Source organism: Photorhabdus temperata (assembly GCF_025384845.1).
GTDB classification, from domain to species: domain Bacteria; phylum Pseudomonadota; class Gammaproteobacteria; order Enterobacterales; family Enterobacteriaceae; genus Photorhabdus; species Photorhabdus temperata.
Map to the genome: position 1 here is coordinate 108,829 of NZ_JAJAFX010000004.1, position 16,917 is coordinate 125,745.

At 42.8% G+C, this 16,917-nt stretch carries 17 protein-coding genes, 1 tRNA gene and 1 pseudogene; 8 read left to right on the forward strand and 11 right to left on the reverse strand.

Going from position 1 to position 16,917, the window contains the following annotated elements; translation table 11 throughout:
- Nucleotides 1-686 precede the first annotated feature (686 nt).
- Nucleotides 687-965: a helix-turn-helix domain-containing protein gene (locus LGZ99_RS02670; RefSeq protein ID WP_036837648.1), complete on the reverse strand. Its 279-nt coding sequence runs from the start codon at nt 963-965 to the stop codon at nt 687-689.
- Nucleotides 962-1,282 carry a type II toxin-antitoxin system RelE/ParE family toxin gene (locus LGZ99_RS02675; protein WP_036837651.1) on the reverse strand — a complete coding sequence of 107 codons (321 nt, stop codon included), beginning with the start codon at nt 1,280-1,282 and terminating at the stop codon, nt 962-964. Before LGZ99_RS02675 ends, LGZ99_RS02670 begins: the two co-directional genes overlap by 4 nt.
- Before the next feature lie 88 nt (nt 1,283-1,370).
- Between LGZ99_RS02675 and ligB the strand changes: the two genes are divergently transcribed.
- Entirely contained in the window at nt 1,371-3,314 is a 1,944-nt protein-coding gene (gene ligB, locus LGZ99_RS02680; protein ID WP_235184678.1) for an NAD-dependent DNA ligase LigB, read from the forward strand.
- Here the strand turns inward: ligB and LGZ99_RS02685 are convergent.
- Nucleotides 3,308-3,925 (reverse strand): trimeric intracellular cation channel family protein, encoded by a 618-nt coding sequence (locus tag LGZ99_RS02685; protein ID WP_021325371.1) that lies wholly within the window; start codon nt 3,923-3,925, stop codon nt 3,308-3,310. The genes ligB and LGZ99_RS02685 overlap by 7 nt on opposite strands.
- Before the next feature lie 133 nt (nt 3,926-4,058).
- Between LGZ99_RS02685 and LGZ99_RS02690 the strand changes: the two genes are divergently transcribed.
- On the forward strand, nt 4,059-5,348 hold the full coding sequence (locus LGZ99_RS02690; protein WP_036837653.1) for a YidR family protein: 1,290 nt from the start codon (nt 4,059-4,061) through the stop codon (nt 5,346-5,348).
- Between the two features lie 58 nt (nt 5,349-5,406).
- Here LGZ99_RS02690 and LGZ99_RS02695 read toward each other — a convergent pair whose 3' ends face one another.
- A complete protein-coding gene (locus LGZ99_RS02695; protein ID WP_031280738.1) occupies nt 5,407-5,727 on the reverse strand; it encodes a YceK/YidQ family lipoprotein in 321 nt (106 codons plus the stop codon).
- 315 nt (nt 5,728-6,042) lie between these two features.
- Here LGZ99_RS02695 and LGZ99_RS02700 point away from each other — a divergent pair.
- Nucleotides 6,043-6,328, forward strand: a pseudogene (locus LGZ99_RS02700) (hypothetical protein).
- Between the two features lie 443 nt (nt 6,329-6,771).
- Here the strand turns inward: LGZ99_RS02700 and LGZ99_RS02705 are convergent.
- Both LGZ99_RS02705 and LGZ99_RS02710 read right to left on the reverse strand, forming a co-directional pair.
- Nucleotides 6,772-8,025, reverse strand: coding sequence for a valine--pyruvate transaminase (locus LGZ99_RS02705; RefSeq protein WP_036837657.1), 1,254 nt, complete (start codon nt 8,023-8,025; stop codon nt 6,772-6,774).
- Nucleotides 8,026-8,230: 205 nt separating this feature from the next.
- Nucleotides 8,231-8,788 (reverse strand): DNA-3-methyladenine glycosylase I, encoded by a 558-nt coding sequence (locus LGZ99_RS02710; protein ID WP_036837660.1) that lies wholly within the window; start codon nt 8,786-8,788, stop codon nt 8,231-8,233.
- Nucleotides 8,789-8,983: 195 nt separating this feature from the next.
- On the opposite strand from LGZ99_RS02710, the gene glyQ reads away from it, so the two are divergent.
- The 5 genes from glyQ to LGZ99_RS02735 all read left to right on the forward strand — a co-directional run bounded on the left by glyQ (nt 8,984) and on the right by LGZ99_RS02735 (nt 12,922).
- Nucleotides 8,984-9,898, forward strand: a complete 915-nt coding sequence (gene glyQ, locus LGZ99_RS02715) for a glycine--tRNA ligase subunit alpha (RefSeq protein WP_021325376.1) — start codon at nt 8,984-8,986, stop codon at nt 9,896-9,898.
- A gap of 9 nt (nt 9,899-9,907) precedes the next feature.
- On the forward strand, nt 9,908-11,977 hold the full coding sequence (gene glyS, locus LGZ99_RS02720) for a glycine--tRNA ligase subunit beta (RefSeq protein ID WP_262978829.1): 2,070 nt from the start codon (nt 9,908-9,910) through the stop codon (nt 11,975-11,977).
- A 119-nt stretch (nt 11,978-12,096) separates the two neighbouring features.
- Nucleotides 12,097-12,357: a type II toxin-antitoxin system RelB/DinJ family antitoxin gene (locus tag LGZ99_RS02725; RefSeq protein WP_021325378.1), complete on the forward strand. Its 261-nt coding sequence runs from the start codon at nt 12,097-12,099 to the stop codon at nt 12,355-12,357.
- Nucleotides 12,357-12,629 carry a type II toxin-antitoxin system YafQ family toxin gene (locus tag LGZ99_RS02730; RefSeq protein WP_036837662.1) on the forward strand — a complete coding sequence of 91 codons (273 nt, stop codon included), beginning with the start codon at nt 12,357-12,359 and terminating at the stop codon, nt 12,627-12,629. The genes LGZ99_RS02725 and LGZ99_RS02730 overlap by 1 nt, the downstream gene beginning before the upstream one ends.
- A 216-nt stretch (nt 12,630-12,845) precedes the next feature.
- Nucleotides 12,846-12,922, forward strand: a tRNA-Pro gene (locus LGZ99_RS02735).
- Between the two features lie 100 nt (nt 12,923-13,022).
- Here LGZ99_RS02735 and LGZ99_RS02740 read toward each other — a convergent pair.
- The 5 genes from LGZ99_RS02740 to LGZ99_RS02760 form a co-directional block, all read right to left on the reverse strand.
- Nucleotides 13,023-14,099 carry a methyltransferase domain-containing protein gene (locus tag LGZ99_RS02740; RefSeq protein ID WP_262978830.1) on the reverse strand — a complete coding sequence of 359 codons (1,077 nt, stop codon included), beginning with the start codon at nt 14,097-14,099 and terminating at the stop codon, nt 13,023-13,025.
- A 132-nt stretch (nt 14,100-14,231) separates the two neighbouring features.
- On the reverse strand, nt 14,232-14,612 hold the full coding sequence (locus LGZ99_RS02745) for a PadR family transcriptional regulator (RefSeq protein ID WP_262978831.1): 381 nt from the start codon (nt 14,610-14,612) through the stop codon (nt 14,232-14,234).
- 134 nt (nt 14,613-14,746) lie between these two features.
- Complete coding sequence (locus LGZ99_RS02750) at nt 14,747-15,004, reverse strand: hypothetical protein (RefSeq protein WP_262978832.1); 258 nt, start codon at nt 15,002-15,004, stop codon at nt 14,747-14,749.
- Nucleotides 15,005-15,156: 152 nt separating this feature from the next.
- On the reverse strand, nt 15,157-16,398 hold the full coding sequence (locus tag LGZ99_RS02755; protein WP_262978833.1) for a cytochrome P450, cyclodipeptide synthase-associated: 1,242 nt from the start codon (nt 16,396-16,398) through the stop codon (nt 15,157-15,159).
- A 62-nt stretch (nt 16,399-16,460) separates the two neighbouring features.
- Nucleotides 16,461-16,917 (reverse strand): tRNA-dependent cyclodipeptide synthase (locus tag LGZ99_RS02760; protein WP_262978834.1); only part of this gene is annotated, 457 nt, incomplete at its 5' end.

Genomic DNA, 16,917 nt, shown 5'->3' on the forward strand with positions numbered 1-16,917 from the left:
ATAGGAAAAATAATTAATACCTAATGACAAGTCTATTTTTTAATCCGGCTTCAATTGTTTTTCTACCAAATAAGTGACAAAAACTACAATTTTTAAGTTTGATCAGAAGAACTTAGCGGAAATATAAATAACATTCCAAAATAGTGCTACACCTTGTACAACGTACAGCCCTATGTGTAGTAAGGGTCGAAGACCATGTGTGTATCAGAATTATGAAACCTTATTTATATCATTATGGTTGCTAATAATATGTGAATGCATAAATTAATTTACTAATAATTAATCACAAAACAGAAAATGAAGAATTATTAATATTTTTGTCGTAATATTTGTTCTATATGATTTATAAAAAGTCCGTTATTTTTGGGTAGTGTTTTCTTTTCAAACTATTTCGTGAAATTATTTCCTTTTGATATTTATTTGAAAGTTGATTTTGATAATAACAGAGGGAGAACGCAATGAAATTTCAAATGAATATTCGATAGGCTGAGTTATTATATTTGATTCCGTCATTGATTAGTGGCTCGTGATAACAAAATAATACTTAATAGATTGACTAATCGTATCGCTATACACTTTGGTATTGAAGTTTACCCAGCTAACCCTTCGGTTGTTCACCCGCAAGGCTATTACAAAAGAAAATAAATATGAAAAACACCCGAAGATGCTTTTCTATATCGCTTGGATTAAATTGTTTTGAAGCCAAAATGTAGTTCACAATTGCAAGCTCTGGCGTAGTTCAATAGTGTTTTAAGTGTTGGGTTTCCATTTCCTTTTTCAAGCCTGGAAATATTCGCTTCTTTTGTTCCCATACGTTGCGCAACTTGATTTTGAGTTAAACCAGCAGCACGCCGCATGTGTAATAGAGTATTAATTAGCTCGAATTCTGGTTCTAGCGCATCATATTCAGCTTTTACATCTGGGTTAGCTAATGCTTTGGATTTTAGAGACTTTAAACTACTCATTTTGTAACCTCTTTCATTCGTTCATAAGCGAGATCAAGATCCTTTTTAGATATCTTCTGGTTTTTCTTAATAAACGCATGAAGGACAATGATATTTGAACCTTGTAGATAGCAAAACAATCCGCGTCCTAGACCTTCTTGCGCTTTGGCGCGAATCTCGAATAGACCTTTTCCCATTGACTTAGTGTGTGGTTCTCCAAGATTAGCGCCATGTTCTTCAATGAGCTCAAGCAGTTTTAGCATGCGAGCCTGAATTCTGGGTGGCATATTGAGGATCGCATCCTCGGCACCATCATAGAGTTCAATGTTCCAGTTCATATTCAATATTGCCCTTAATCTTATCTTATGTGATAAGTTTGTAAGTTGTCAAGACTCTGTTTTCGATGAAAACCACTGGTGGCGGAGATTGTTGATAGCAGCCCTGAACCAAGTATTAAATACATCAGGTTTTCACCATGATATCCGCTCTATGCAGTATATGAAAAAGCTCGTTATCTTGGGATTTCAGGAAGTTATTCCTTCGAACCGCTTCGCAAAGTTATTATCTCAGCCTTGGACAGCCTCTCTTTATCCTCTATTTTGCCGTTATGCATGGATAGCCAGAGAGCAACGGATGCTTAATTTATTGATATTAATTCTGTTCATTATTTTCAGTACACCGATAGTTGCGGCTGAAATATCAGATACAGAGAAAAATTGCCCAGCATGGTCGCAAGACAAATTACAACGTGAAACAAAAAGCCTGATGCAACAGATGGCTCTATGGGATCAACTTTATCGTCAGAAAGGGATCAGCGAGATCGATGATGAAGTTTATGATCAATTAATGACGGAGCTAATTCATTGGCAACTCTGTTTGAAACAAGCACCTCATTCGGATTTTCCTGTGGCAGTTATTACAGATAATAAGCTTGTTCATCCGGTTGCTCATACTGGATTAAATAAACTAAAAGACGAACGGGAAATTAACCGATGGTTGCACGGCAGATTACCTGTCTGGTTACAGCCAAAGATTGATGGCGTGGCGGTAACATTGATTTACCAGAAAGGAAAATTAGTTTCATTAATCAGCCGGGGTAATGGCTCTGAAGGCGTAGATTGGACAGCGAAAAGCCAATATATCTCTGAGATTCCTCAAGAGATAGAAAATGTACCGCCTTATATGGTACTGCAAGGGGAGCTTTTTCTGCATCAGGATGGGCATATACAGCAATCTTCTGGCAGTGATGGCGCTCGTAATCGTGTTGCGGGTTTGATGATGCGCAAGGAGCATTCGCCAGAATTAAAGCAAGTCGGTTTGTTTATCTGGAGCTGGCCGGATGGTCCTGTCGAGATGGAAAATAAATTGCGAAAACTAGCGGATATGGGGTTTCCATTAGCGCTTCGCTACAGCCATCAAATAGAGAGGCCAGAACAGGTACAGAAACTGCGGATGCATTATTTTGAACAACCTATGCCTTTTGCCACAGACGGTATCGTGCTGAAACAGGAAATTGAACCTAAAGGAAGTCAGTGGCGGTCTGGATCTAACAGTTGGGCTGTGGCATGGAAACACCCTTTGCGCCATCAAGTCACACACGTCAGGGAAGTGAGTTTTACTATTGGCAGAACAGGCAAAATCTCTGTTGTGCTTGGGCTGGATAAGGTAAAACTGGATGACCGACAAATCAGTCGAGTCAATATTGGTTCAGTCCGTCGTTGGCAGCAGTTGGATGTGTTACCGGGGGATCGGGTAACTCTTACACTAGCCGGTCATGGTATCCCGAAATTAGATCAAGTGGTGTGGCGGATTAAAGAGCGTCAGGATATTCAGCCACCGGATAAGCAGCGTTATCATGCGCTGAGTTGCCTGACGTTAACGGTGGGCTGTGAACAGCAATTTAATGCACGACTGAAATGGCTTGGTGAAAAGCTGCACATGACAGGTGTCAGTAGCGGTAGCTGGGCAATGTTGACTGAACAGAAATTAGTCACTGATTTAACCGGCTGGTTGTCACTTTCGGTTCAAGATATTGAGGCTTTACCGGGAATCGGAGATAAAAGAGCACAGGCTATTTATTCACAATTCAGTAAGGCAAAAAATCAGCCTTTTTCTTATTGGATGAAAGGCATTGGAGTGCCTTATATGGATAAGCTGTCTGACGATGTTGATCACTGGCAGCAACTGGAGCAGAAATTAGCCGGAGCACAGTTAAAACAACAGCTCACTGCTGGGCAATTGAAAAAATTGTCTGATTTTGTCAATGACGCGCAGATTAAAATGATTGCAGATAAACTGTCAGTAGCAGGGATAACGGGTTTTGACCGGGAAAACGGGGTCGTGGTTAACCCCGTTGGTATGGTTCAGTGATCGGAGTGCTCATAATTAAAGACAGGTAATCCAAGGCGGTAGCGAATAGCAACCAATCTTGCTGTCAAACCTGCGATCAGGGTAATCAGAACAATGCCGTTTGGCGGTAACGGCGTGTGTTGTAAGCCAATATATAACCAGGCGGCAGCAAAAGAGACACCAGCATAAATCTCTTTCTGGAAAACCAGCGGTATGGTGTTACACAACATATCGCGTAACACGCCACCGAAAACGCCGGTGATAACCGCAGCAATGGCGGCAATGATTGGGCCATAGTTCATATCCAGTGCAATCTGGGCGCCAAGAATGGAGAAGACAATCAAACCAATGGCATCAAGGATCAGGAACAGACGGCGTAAATGTTTCATCATCGGTGCAACCCAGGTGGTTATCACAGCGGCGCAGGCGACGGTGACGATATATTCAGGGTGTTTAACCCAACCAAGGGGATAATGCCCAAGAAGTATGTCCCGAACGGAGCCACCGCCAATGGCGGTTACCGAAGCAATAATAATCACGCCGAACATATCCATCTTACGGCGACCAGCGGCTAAAGCACCCGTCATCGCTTCAGCAGTAATACCAATGATATAAAGAACACTCAGTAACATAGATTATTCGATGTGCACAGCGTAAAAAGGTAAGAGTAATGTCGAAATGGTAAAGTCTCGACTGAAATTTTTTAGTTCCATCTATTTCGGATTAATATTATTTATCCGAAAAACCTGATGTAAGGATAATGCAATGACCTTTCAGGAACGGCAAATCACGTTTGATAATCGCAGTCATCAGCTTACTAATATTAATGTCTGGACACCAGACAGCCAGTGGTTAGTTTATGATGTTCGTCCCCATGGGGCTTCTTTTACTGGTTTAACAATAGAAAAAATTCATGTACACGGTGGCAAAACAGAAATTATCTATCAGGCCAAAGAGGGTGCTCATGTTGGCGTGGTGACGGTTAGCCCAACAGAACCCGTCCGGTATGCGTTTATTCATGGGCCTGAATTCCCTGATGAGCAATGGCATTATGATTTCCATCACCGGCGAGGGGTGATTGTCAGTGAGGATTTACCCAGAAAAGCGGTTACATTGGATGCCATGGATATTACCGCCCCTTATACACCGGGAGCGCTGCGCGGAGGCAGCCACGTTCATGTATTCAGCCCGGATGGTAGTCGTTTGAGTTTCACTTATAATGACCATGTTATGCATGAGCTTGATCCAGCATTGGATTTGCGCAATATCGCCGTGGCGGTGCCTCTCAAGTCGGTTGAATCACCTAAACACCATCCCCGTGAACATGATGGTAGCTATTTCTCCGTTGTAGTCAGTAGTACAACACCTCAGCCAGAGCCGGGTAGTGATGAGATTAACCGTGCCTATGAAGAGTGTTGGGTCGGTCAAGCTGGATATCGTAAAGCGGATGGCAGTTGGCAGCGTTGGGCGTTGGCATTTATTGGCAATACCATTTCTGCAACAGGGCAAAAAGTACCGGAAGTCTATGTCGTTGATCTGTCTGAACAGGATGTTGATTATGCAATCGCAGGGGAAAAACCGCTGCAAGGCACAGAAACAACGTTACCGGCACCGCCTGCCGGTGTAATGCAGCGTCGTCTGACATTTACCAGTCACAAACGCTGGCCGGGGGTAGTAAATAACCCACGTCATTGGTTGCGTGCTTCACCGGATGGTGAGCAGATTGGTTTTCTGATGAAAGATGATAATGATATTGTTCAATTGTGGACAATATCGCCAAATGGTGGAGAACCTCGTCAAATAACTAAGGGAAATTGTGGCATTCAATCCGCTTTTAGTTGGGAGGGCAACGGTCAGTTTGTCGCTTTTATTTGTGATAACAGTGTGATGCTGTGTGATGTGCAAAATGGGCAGATGCGGCGACTGACTGAGCGTACTGAACAGGCACCTTCTGCGGATGCGGTTGTGATTTCACCGGATAGTCAGCATATTGCATTTATGCGTGAAGTCGATGGCTATATGCAAATTTTCCTGGTGGAAACAGGAATAAAATAAATATATTTGCCGCCAGTTTGCTATTTACTGGTGGCAATAAATAAACCGGAACGAATTATTAGTTGGCTTTGAGCTGGTGTTGTGCTTTTTCTATTTTTTCAATTCGTTCTTTTGGTGAATTTGCTGATTGATCCTCATCAGATTTTATATAGTCATAAGGTAATAAAATGGTATCCAGCAAGGCAGAAAAAGGCAGGTCAATTGCTAATAGTGGCTTCATTACCCAGCCAGTGTCGTTATCTTTCAGCATTTCAATATTCGTTTTTGCGCCGGAATAATAACCACGGTTAGGCCCTGAATGGGTCATAATGCTCGTGCACCCGCTGGTTAACAGCCATCCTAATGTGACGCAAAATAGAATTAATTTATTACTCTTCATTGGTTCTATTGATCTCGTATGGTCAAACAGCCGGAATATTTCGCTCTTGCGTTGGTTTGTTGGGTGACTTCTATTCCCGTAAGTTCCTTAGCTAAGAGCCTTTACGTCATCACTATAATCACGACACGCAACATTGACCATAGCACTGATACCAAAAAGTAGTGAATTTTTTATGTAACACTCCTTTTTTCTGTTCTTCTGATTAATAAGGAATGATACAAATCATCATAATGATTTTAATGGTCTATATCTTAAATACTTTTTAAGTATAAAAATGATTTGGTTTTTATATTTCCAATTGAAAAGGAGTTTTTTGTGCCGATATCTTTTAGCCCAAAAATAGGGGAGATCCTTGAATGTAACTATGGGAATTATCCTATAAGTAATGATGGTTTTGTCGTGACAAATTTTTATGATGGTCACATGCCGCCTGAAATGGTGAAAAACTGATCTCGTTCAGCAAGTCAGTCGCCAACGTCTTAGCAGACCGCGAATGGTCCGTGGATATCTGAATCAATGCTTATCGAGAGAGCTTGTAGCAGAGATACAACGAGCAGTTATCAAATCCATTAATGCAAGCTGGATGCTATCTAATTCTTAACTTGCTTTAAAATCACTGTTGACGATTTAGTCAGAATTCACGATAATACAACTGTAGCCCATAGAGGCCCTTAAAGATTTTTCCCCACTGAGGGACACCTGCGAAGCCCAGCAAATATGCTGGGCTTCTGCCATTTCACGTCAAGTAAAACGTTTAGAGGTGTGCTATGGCAAATTTAATGTTGGCTTTCTTAATTATTGGCAAAAGCAGAAATGCACTCTTGCATTAGTTATCAGTAAACGCACAAAAACCGGCCTATTCAAGCCATTAGATTTAAAACTTTCTGATTAAATAGATACTGCTGAAGGAGAGGGGGCAGACAAGGAATGTTTCTTTCTCTTCTTTGTACCAAGCACTCTACAAATTCTGATAATAATCATGTAAAAGTCCTCGTTGTCATTTGGCTCCCGCATTTTCATGCAGGAGCTTTTTTATTGCTGGTTTCAGGCGACTTTCTGATGTGCCAGTTCAATCTCTTCTGCCAGAATCGCAATCCCTTTTTCGATACTTTCCGGATCAGGAACGTAGTTCATGCGCATACATTCGTGAGCATGTGGCCAGTTTTGCTCGAGCCCGGGGAAGAAATAGTGACCTGGAACCATCAGTACACCGCGCTTTTTCAGCCTGTGGTAAAGCGTTTCTGTTGTTATCGGCAGGTTTTTAAACCACAGCCACAGAAAAATGGCACCCTCTGGTTTATGAATCAGACAAAGTTCCGCCGGCAGGTAACGACGAATAATATGAATAACATCCTGAACCCGTTGTTGATAGAACGGGCGGATAACTTCCTGTGACAGGCGAAGGAGGTCATTGCGTCGGATCATTTCCAGTGCCATTGCTGGCCCAACGCCGCCCGGTGCAAGGCTGATGATGCCGTTCATGTTACTGACAGCATTGATGATTTTATCGTTAGCAATAATAATCCCGCAGCGGGAGCCGGGCAGCCCTAATTTGGATAAGCTCATGCACAGAATAATATTGGGATTCCACAATGGCGTGGCTTCGCTGAAAATAATGCCCGGGAAGGGGACGCCATAAGCATTATCAATTAGCAGCGGAATTTGGTGTTGTTGAGCGAGATAGTCCAGCCGTTGCAATTCTTCGTCAGTGATGACGTTACCGGTTGGGTTAGTTGGGCGAGAAACACAGATCAGGCCAATATCGTCGGTAATATTTAGATGGTCAAAATCAACACGGTATTTGAACTGACCTGCCGGCAATAATTCAATATTGGGTTTATTGGCAACAAATAAGCCTTCATCCAGCCCTGAGTCGGAATAGCCAATATATTCCGGCGCCAGTGGAAATAGTACTTTACGGGTAGATCCATCTTCACTGCGCCCGGCCAGCAGGTTAAACAGATAGAAAAATGCGCTCTGGCTGCCATTGGTCAGGGCAATATTTTGTGTGCTAATTTCCCAGCCAAGCTTTTCGCGCAACATCTCTGCCAATGCCCGAATTAGCGTATCTTTACCCTGAGGACCATCATAGTTGCATAGTGTTTCCGTGAGTTGGCCGCTTGCGGCCATCTCAGTCAGTAATTGCTGAAAATAGTCATCCATTTCCGGGATATGTGCCGGATTACCACCACCCAGCATAATTGCACCGGGTGTCCTCAACCCTTGATTAAGGTCATTCATCAGGCGGGTTATACCTGCATCTTGTGTAAACTTGTTACCGAATTGAGAAAAAATCATAGCCGTGTTCGTTGTCGGTGTGTTATTCAAATTAGAAGAAATAACACCATACCCTTCGCATTATCGGGGTGCAATCTGGAAAATTATGACTATTAATTATTTAATATGGCATTTAATTCAGCATTTAAAATAAAGAGCTAAATGTTTGGTTAATATCCAGTTTTATTTTTGGTGTTAATCTTGGGGCTATTGTAATTCACTGAATTTATTTTCTACATAAACAGTCAGTTATATGGTCATTGACCAAGCCTGTCGCCTGCATAAATGCATAGCAAGTGGTACTGCCGATAAATTTGAACCCTCTTTTTTTCAGTGCTTGTGATAACTCATCTGAAAGATCTGTTTTTACCGGCACCTCTGTGGTGGTTTTCCACTGATTAATAATCGGTTTGTTATCAACAAAATGCCAGATAAAGGCGCTGAATTCCTCACCCTGCTGTTGCATTTTAAGATATGCCCGCGCATTGTTGATAATGGCGTTAATTTTGGCGCGATTGCGGACAATAGCGGGATTGAGCATCAGCTGTACCACATCATTTTCATCCATGACGGCAATTTTTACTGGATCAAATTGATGAAAACATTGACGATAGCCTTTGCGTTTTTTCAGGATAGTCAGCCATGACAGCCCGGATTGCTGGCCTTCCAGACAGATCATTTCAAACAGCTTCTGGCTATCTTTTTGTGGTTTTCCCCATTCATTATCATGATAAGCCAGATATTCAGGATCAGAGGTCACCCAATTACAGCGTGTTAATTCCATGATGATTATTCCCGATGTTGATGGTTAATAATTGACTGTACTTTAACTGTATATACATACAAGTAAAATAGCCAGATTAAGATTTTTTTATTTCAGGGTGGAATTGAGAGCGAATTCAGGGCTGTATATCTTAAGGTCAAAGGGTATACTGACTGACTTCCTTTCAAATTCATATGTATCGCGTGCGGATCCAACATGCAAAAGTTTGATACCAAGACCTTTCAGGGGCTGATCCTGACATTACAGGATTATTGGGCGCGCCAGGGCTGCACCATTGTCCAACCACTGGACATGGAAGTCGGCGCGGGTACTTCTCATCCAATGACTTGCTTGCGTGCACTTGGCCCGGAGCCAATTGCTGCGGCTTATGTGCAACCTTCCCGTCGTCCGACGGATGGCCGATACGGTGAAAACCCGAATCGCTTACAACATTACTATCAGTTTCAGGTCATTATTAAGCCGTCACCAGACAATATTCAGGAATTATATCTGGGTTCTCTGAAAGAGTTGGGGTTGGACCCGATGGTTCACGATATCCGTTTTGTTGAAGATAACTGGGAAAACCCGACATTGGGTGCCTGGGGCTTGGGCTGGGAAGTATGGCTTAACGGCATGGAAGTAACTCAGTTCACTTACTTCCAGCAGGTAGGTGGCCTTGAGTGTAAGCCGGTAACCGGCGAGATTACTTACGGTCTTGAACGTCTGGCGATGTATATCCAGGGCGTGGACAGTGTTTATGATCTGGTTTGGAGCGATGGTCCGCTGGGTAAAACCACTTATGGTGATATTTATCATCAGAATGAAGTGGAACAATCTACTTATAACTTTGAGTATGCGGATGTCGATTTCCTGTTTAGTTGCTTTGAGCAATATGAAAAAGAAGCTCAGGAGCTGCTGGCGCTCGAAACGCCGCTGCCGCTGCCGGCTTATGAACGTATTCTTAAAGCGGGTCATACATTCAACTTATTGGATGCCCGTAAAGCTATCTCGGTGACTGAACGTCAGCGTTATATCCTGCGTATCCGCACCCTGACCAAAGCTGTTGCAGAAGCTTATTATGCCTCCCGTGAGGCGCTGGGCTTCCCTATGTGTAAAAAGAATCAGAACTAAGAGGCTGTCATGACTCAACAGACTTTCCTGGTGGAAATCGGCACAGAAGAGTTGCCGCCGAAGGCTCTTCGTTCACTGGCTGAAGCATTTGCGGCTAATTTTGCGGCAGAACTGGATAACGCTAATTTGGCTCATGGTGAAGTAAGCTGGTTTGCCTCTCCGCGCCGCCTGGCGCTGAAAGTAGCCAATCTGGATGAAGCGCAGGCTGACCGTGAAGTGGAAAAACGTGGTCCGGCGATTGCTCAGGCATTTGATGCGGAAGGTAAACCGACAAAAGCGGCTGAAGGTTGGGCTCGTGGTTGCGGTATTACGGCTTCTCAGGCTGAACGGTTGGTGACAGATAAAGGCGAATGGTTACTGTACCGTGCGCTGGTTAAGGGCCGCAGTGTAAAAGAGCTGCTGGCGGATATGGTCAGCCATGCTCTGAGTAAGTTGCCGATACCTAAACTGATGCGTTGGAGCGATAAAGAGACTCAGTTTGTTCGCCCGGTGCATACCGTTGCGATGTTGTTCGGTAATGAACTGATTGAAGGTGACATTCTGGGCATCAAATCCGCGCGTGTCATTCGTGGTCATCGTTTTATGGGTGAGCCTGAATTCACGATTGACAATGCGGAACAGTATCCTGCGATTTTGCAGCAACGCGGTAAAGTGATCGCAGATTATGAAACCCGTAAGGCGCTTATCAAACAGGATGTGGAACAAGCCGCTGTTCAACTGGGCGGCATTGCGGATATTAGTGATAGCCTGTTAGAAGAAGTCACTTCACTGGTTGAATGGCCGGTTGTGCTGACGGCGAAATTTGAAGAAAAATTCCTTGAAGTGCCGGCAGAAGCATTGGTTTATACCATGAAAGGGGACCAGAAATACTTCCCGGTTTACGACAATGCTGGCAAGTTGATGGCAAACTTTATTTTTGTCACCAACATTGAATCTTCTGATCCACAGCAAATTATTTCTGGCAACGAAAAAGTGGTTCGTCCACGCTTGGCTGATGCAGAATTCTTCTTTAAGACGGATCGTAAACAGCGTCTGGAAGATAATCTACCTCGGTTAGAAACGGTTCTATTCCAGAAACAGCTTGGTACTTTGCGTGATAAAGCGGATCGTATTCAGGCGCTGGCTGGTTGGATTGCAGAGAAGATCGGCGCTGATGTTGATCATGCTACCCGTGCGGGCCTGTTGTCTAAATGTGACCTGATGACCAACATGGTATTTGAGTTCACTGATACGCAGGGTGTGATGGGGATGCATTACGCCCGCCATGACGGTGAAGCGGAAGAGGTTGCGTTGGCACTGAATGAGCAGTATCAACCGCGTTTTGCTGGTGATGAACTGCCTTCTACCGGCGTTTCTTGTGCGTTAGCCATTGCGGACAAAATGGATACTCTGGCGGGTATTTTTGGCATTGGTCAGCATCCAAAAGGCGATAAAGACCCGTTTGCACTGCGTCGTGCTGCGCTGGGTGCTTTGCGTATTATCGTTGAGAAAAAACTGCCGCTGGATTTGCAGGCACTGACAGAAGAAGCGGTTCGTTTGTATGGTGACAAGCTGACGAATACCAAAGTCATCGATGACGTGGTGGAATTTATGCTTGGCCGTTTCCGTGCCTGGTATCAGGAGCAAGGTTACAGCATTGATACCATTCAGGCTGTGTTGGCCCGTCGTCCAACCCAACCCGCTGATTTCGATGCCCGCGTTAAGGCGGTGACTCACTTCCGTACCTTGGATGAAGCCGCAGCGTTGGCAGCCGCGAATAAGCGCGTTTCTAACATTCTGGCGAAGTCTGAAGAGACACTGAATGAGAAAGTCAGTGCTTCTGTGCTGAGAGCGCCTGAAGAGGTGAAACTGGCAACGCATCTGGTGGTTTTACAAGATAAGTTGACGCCTTTGTTTGCTGAAGGATGCTATCAGGAAGCATTGGTTGAGTTGGCCTCCCTGCGTGAAGTTGTCGATGCTTTCTTTGACAATGTCATGGTGATGGATGAAGACCAGCAGGTGCGAGTGAATCGCTTAACTTTGTTAAGTGAATTGCGTGAGTTATTCCTGAAAGTAGCGGATATTTCGTTACTGCAATAATAAGCTGAAATAGCTAATTCCGGCTGTTGTGAGATGCAATGGCTGGAACTTAATACCTCTAACCTTGATTTTGTAGCTCATTCGAGCTACGTTTTATTTATAAATTAAAAGGGGGATTTATGGCTGCAAATGCGTTTGTTCGGGCAAGAATCGATGAGACATTAAAAGCAGAAGCTACCGAGGTTTTGGCTGGTATGGGGTTAACCATATCTGATCTAGTGCGTATCACCTTGACTAAAGTTGCGAAGGAAAAAGCATTACCGTTTGAAATGCGAGTACCTAATAAATTGACTGCCGAAACTTTGGCTAAGAGTGATCGTGGTGAAGACATTCATCAAGCAAAGGATGCTGACGATTTATTTGATCAGCTTGGTATCTGATGCGCCAGCCAAGATATTCAAGTCAATTTAAGCGTGATGTGAAATCTGCACAAAAACGTGGCAAAGATATGAACAAACTTAAGGTCCTAATGAGTTTGTTGATTGATAATAGACCATTGCCTGCTAACTATCAGGATCATCCTCTCCGTGGTGAATGGAAGGAGTTTTGTGATGCTCACATTGAGCCTGATTGGTTATTGATTTACAAAGTAGTTGGTGATGTCGTTAGGTTTGAACGAACAGGAAGACACTCTGACCTATTTGATGAATAAACCTTTCTGGGGGTACTGGGTAGCAGGTTAAATTAACTTAGTTAGGAAAAAGAAAGTCTAGATTTAGCTACAACATTATTTTTTACCTAATTGACGTATTTCTGTGAAATCCGTGAGAAAGTGCGGCGTTCATGCTGTTTTTATCAGCAACTAACCCATGATTATCGAAAAGATATTGACGGCCTACAACGAGCGCAGTAAGATGCGCCTCGTTTTCGGCGAGTAGCGCAGCTTGGTAGCGCAACTGGTTTGGGACCAGTGGGTCGGAGGTTCGAATCCTCTCTCGCCGACCAGTTAATAGTTTGGGGATGTTGAATAAGTCCGCAGACTTAAAAGAAAGTAGAAAAGCCTTACAGTGATTGCTGTAAGGCTTTTTGTCATCTGCTGCTTACTCTAACAGCCACAGTCGCCTGGTGCATAAGTTTGCATAACTTTGATATCAGCATCAAAATTCTTTGGCCTTCCACCTTTGAAAAGACCATAGTGTTTCTTCCCATCACCTATTAAATCAAAAAGTGTATGGTAACGACTTTTGGTGATCATATCGGCAGTATTCCGGCATACGGGGACCGCTCTACCTGTCTCAAAAATATGTTCTTGATCAAGCACAAACTGATCCGGTGCATCCGGTAAATTGCCTTTGTAAATGGCAACTTGACCATAATCTTCACAACGGTCTTCCAAATCTAATTTGAACAGCCTCAGCGTCATTGAATACAGTTTTGCACCGCCTAATTTTGCCTCAATCTCTTTATTGTTTATGGATTTCAAACTGCTATTAATGATACGAGCATCATTGAAACCGGCTGTTTTTGCCAGTCGTATGAAATCTTCAAAATACAGCGCGTCACCAATACACTCACAAACCATCTGTTGATCATTTTTCAGTGATTGATCCAACCTTCTATCTGAAAAAATGTCAGAAAAATAGATTTCACCACCCGATTTGAGTAAACGAGCCATACCTGCCAACACGTTTGCTTTAGATACCGATAGATTGATGACACAGTTTGAGACGATAACGTCTATACTTTCGGGCGGTAAATTAAGTTGTTCTAGTGACTCGATATATCCTTGCTGAAAATGCACATTGGTGGATGGGTAGTTAAAGGTCTGACGATGATAATCCACAAAGCGCTGGGCAAACTCGATTTGTTCTGCTGTTGCGTCAATACCAATAACTTTACCCTCAGTACCTACGAGGTGGGATAGAATAAAACAATCACGTCCACTCCCGCATCCTAAGTCTAATACAGTCGTTCCTTCTAGCAAGGGAGGAAAAGGCGTACCACAACCGTAAAAACGGTTCTGTACATCAGGATGGATAAGCTTAAGCACTTCTTTGATTTTGTCTGAAGTAGAGTTGTCTACAGTGCATACATTTATAGCAAGATCCTCTCTACTAGACAGGGTTTTGCCATAATAGTGTTGTATGTCTTCGATTCGTTGTTTAATCGATTGTTCGTTCATATTTATTTCCTTCAAATTAAATCATTAATAGGCCGATATTATGTTTCGGTAATTTGGCGTCAGATTTACAATAGGTTCATCATATTCCTGATCAATGCATAGATGATCAATGTATATAGTCAAAAAAAACCGTCATTGCTGACGATTAATATGCGCAGCGACTTCCATCCAGGCTTCCACAGCGACAGCAAAGGCTTCGCGCCCTTTGTCTGTTAATGTGTATACTTTACGGCCACGGCCTGCAACAGTTTCATTGTGTACCGTTACATACCCACCCTGCTCAAATTCACGCAGCACCGGATAAATTGTACCTTCAGTCGGTGAGCAACATCCTTGGGTGGAGCGCTCAACCTCACGGGCAATTTCATAACCGTGCATAGGCCGTTGTTGCAGGACACTGAGAATGAAAAACTTGGACAAGCTCATCTTAATGATGCCGTTCCAATATATTCGATCAGTGTAGTCCACTGCTGTTCGTTTAACAGTACTGTGTGTGTTTTTAGATTTGTTCATAACGGCATCATATGCATTGAGCATCAAGGTGTCAATGTATAAAATAGTCCGTTTAATTTACTTTATTATTGATTTCATTCATCATTATGAGTCACCTATTTATAGAGATAAAGTCCACACTGGAATTATGCCGATTACGCCGTTTCTAGCAGAATCCCCATCATGGAACGCGGGGAATACGGAGCTCTGCCTGATGAGGCGTAATCGCGTTCGAAAGGTGCCCAATCCTGCTCATTAAGAATATCAGAAACAATGAATGCCGTGCGTTCCCCCACTTGCTTCAAGGAGTCATGGAGGGAAAGAGTTCCCCTCAGTACAGGCAGGTGCTGAGCAGTGACAAACTGACGCCCGGTATGAACGGAAGGTGTCAGTTGCCGTAGGAATTTAGTCATGGAGGGTCTCGTTTGGAATATTAACCCAGAGCTTAGCTGATAAGGGTTAACTTTTACGACACCCTCTTAAGGCAGGGTTTTTGCTTTTGTGCTCCACTCGTTAGCAGTAACGAAAATTCAACATCTCTACGGTGATTTTCAGATAAAGGCAACTATCCCTTTACAGCAGACGATGCTATTGGTTCAAAACGCAAAAGGAGCTTGGAAGGCCCTCGTGTATACACTCCTGTTTCTTGATAATTATCGTTGTCAGCAAAACGTAAATTGTGCAGGCGGTCCAAAATAATATTGGATGAAACCTCCAGTTGGTAGAGTGAAAATGCAGAACCAATACAGGCGTGCATACCTGTACCGAAAGCTAAGTGTCTCTTTCGGTTTGCCTGCGGCTGTGAAGCTGTATTTTTTCGTCGATATAAATCAAATTTATTAGGGTTGTGAAAAACGGCTGGATCGCGGTTAGCAGCGCCAATCATGCAAAATATTAGAGCACCTTTGGGGATCTTGATACCAGAAATAGTGACGTCTTCGCTTGCTTCTCTTGGAATGAGTTGTACCGGTGATGCTAAACGTAAGGTTTCTTCAAGTGCATCCCGAACTAGGCTGCGATCTTTTACCACCGCATCAAGCATACTCGGATTAGATATTAAGTGCTTAAACATCATTGCTAGTGCTTTGTCGGTAGGTTCTGTAGCAGCTAATAGAATGTTTAAACACAATGCTGTAATTTCATTCGTGGACATTCCTGTATCTTGTCCATGACTACCACAAAGTATAGATATAAAGTCCCCATTCCCCCTAGGATTACATCGTCTCTGATCCACGACAGGATTGAGTAAACGAACCAATTTCTGACTACATTCAATGCTATGCTTTTTTTCTAGCTCCGTTTGGTCAAACAGGGTAATAAAATCAGTAATACCTTTGTGCCATTCAGATATGTCATGGTAGTTATCACTTGGAAGCCCGAGGATACCTAATGAAACTAATATGGCGTAATCGCGGCCAAAGTCATTAACAAGATCTATATTTCCTTTTTCTATATAAGGTTGCAGACAGTTTTCTGTGATTTCCCGAATCATGGGTTCGTAGTAGTTATTAAAATAATCTTTTGAAAGCCCTTGCATCATGAGTTTTCGTTTGCGTACATGTATTTCACCTTCCATTAGAGCAAGAACCTGATCTCCCATAACGGGTTCCGCCCTCTCAATCAATGGCCGTGTATTGAAAATGGAAGATTTTAAAATAACATCAACATCCGCATATTTTCCGATAAAATAGCCATTTTGGGATTGATCAAAGTAAATTAAATCTTGTTTATACATAGCATCGTAAAAATCATAAGGATTTTTTATGAATTTTGGATCGAGGATACTGAAAGAGCTTAATTTAGCCATTATTTTGCTTCTTTTTTAATGATATTTCGTAGTAAAAGATTGTTTCATTAGGGCTTTATATTTTATGATTGAGTGACAATTCCGTAACTTTGTTTATCTCCTATTTGTATTGGATAACTACCGTTAAATAGTCCTTTTCCTATTGACCAGGGACGGTGATAGAGCAATGTAGAATGTTTTACCCCAAGCAATCGAGGGGTATCGAGGTAAAAGGGTATTTCAGCGAAAATATATGGCAGTGCTTTATAGACTAATTGTAGGTCAATTTGATCAAAACATTGTCCAGTCCCTTTTAATCGTCCTTTTACGGCTTGAAAAGACATATCAAGGCAGCTTTTTTTGAAAGGCTTTGATTCATCGAAAGCGTTTTCAACTTGCGTTTTAAGAGATTGATAATCATGGTTTAGTGCAAAGTCGCTAAATTGAATGACTCTGATTTGCTTGTTTTTTAATGTCGCTATTGAAATAACAGAATCAAGATTACGTAAATGACGTTTAATTTCGCGTTGTGTTTTTTTA

Bases quoted from the DNA above. Each gene is read 5' to 3' on its own strand.
- glyQ (WP_021325376.1), top strand. From the start codon at position 8,984: ATGCAAAAGTTTGATACCAAGACCTTTCAGGGGCTGATCCTGACATTA.
- LGZ99_RS02690 (WP_036837653.1), top strand. From the start codon at position 4,059: ATGACCTTTCAGGAACGGCAAATCACGTTTGATAATCGCAGTCATCAG.
- LGZ99_RS02730 (WP_036837662.1), top strand. From the start codon at position 12,357: ATGCGCCAGCCAAGATATTCAAGTCAATTTAAGCGTGATGTGAAATCT.
- LGZ99_RS02705 (WP_036837657.1), bottom strand. From the start codon at position 8,025: ATGATTTTTTCTCAATTCGGTAACAAGTTTACACAAGATGCAGGTATA.
- LGZ99_RS02740 (WP_262978830.1), bottom strand. From the start codon at position 14,099: ATGAACGAACAATCGATTAAACAACGAATCGAAGACATACAACACTAT.
- LGZ99_RS02755 (WP_262978833.1), bottom strand. From the start codon at position 16,398: ATGGCTAAATTAAGCTCTTTCAGTATCCTCGATCCAAAATTCATAAAA.
- LGZ99_RS02675 (WP_036837651.1), bottom strand. From the start codon at position 1,282: ATGAACTGGAACATTGAACTCTATGATGGTGCCGAGGATGCGATCCTC.
- LGZ99_RS02685 (WP_021325371.1), bottom strand. From the start codon at position 3,925: ATGTTACTGAGTGTTCTTTATATCATTGGTATTACTGCTGAAGCGATG.
- LGZ99_RS02695 (WP_031280738.1), bottom strand. From the start codon at position 5,727: ATGAAGAGTAATAAATTAATTCTATTTTGCGTCACATTAGGATGGCTG.
- LGZ99_RS02750 (WP_262978832.1), bottom strand. From the start codon at position 15,004: ATGACTAAATTCCTACGGCAACTGACACCTTCCGTTCATACCGGGCGT.
- glyS (WP_262978829.1), top strand. From the start codon at position 9,908: ATGACTCAACAGACTTTCCTGGTGGAAATCGGCACAGAAGAGTTGCCG.
- LGZ99_RS02710 (WP_036837660.1), bottom strand. From the start codon at position 8,788: ATGGAATTAACACGCTGTAATTGGGTGACCTCTGATCCTGAATATCTG.
- LGZ99_RS02670 (WP_036837648.1), bottom strand. From the start codon at position 965: ATGAGTAGTTTAAAGTCTCTAAAATCCAAAGCATTAGCTAACCCAGAT.
- LGZ99_RS02725 (WP_021325378.1), top strand. From the start codon at position 12,097: ATGGCTGCAAATGCGTTTGTTCGGGCAAGAATCGATGAGACATTAAAA.
- LGZ99_RS02745 (WP_262978831.1), bottom strand. From the start codon at position 14,612: ATGAACAAATCTAAAAACACACACAGTACTGTTAAACGAACAGCAGTG.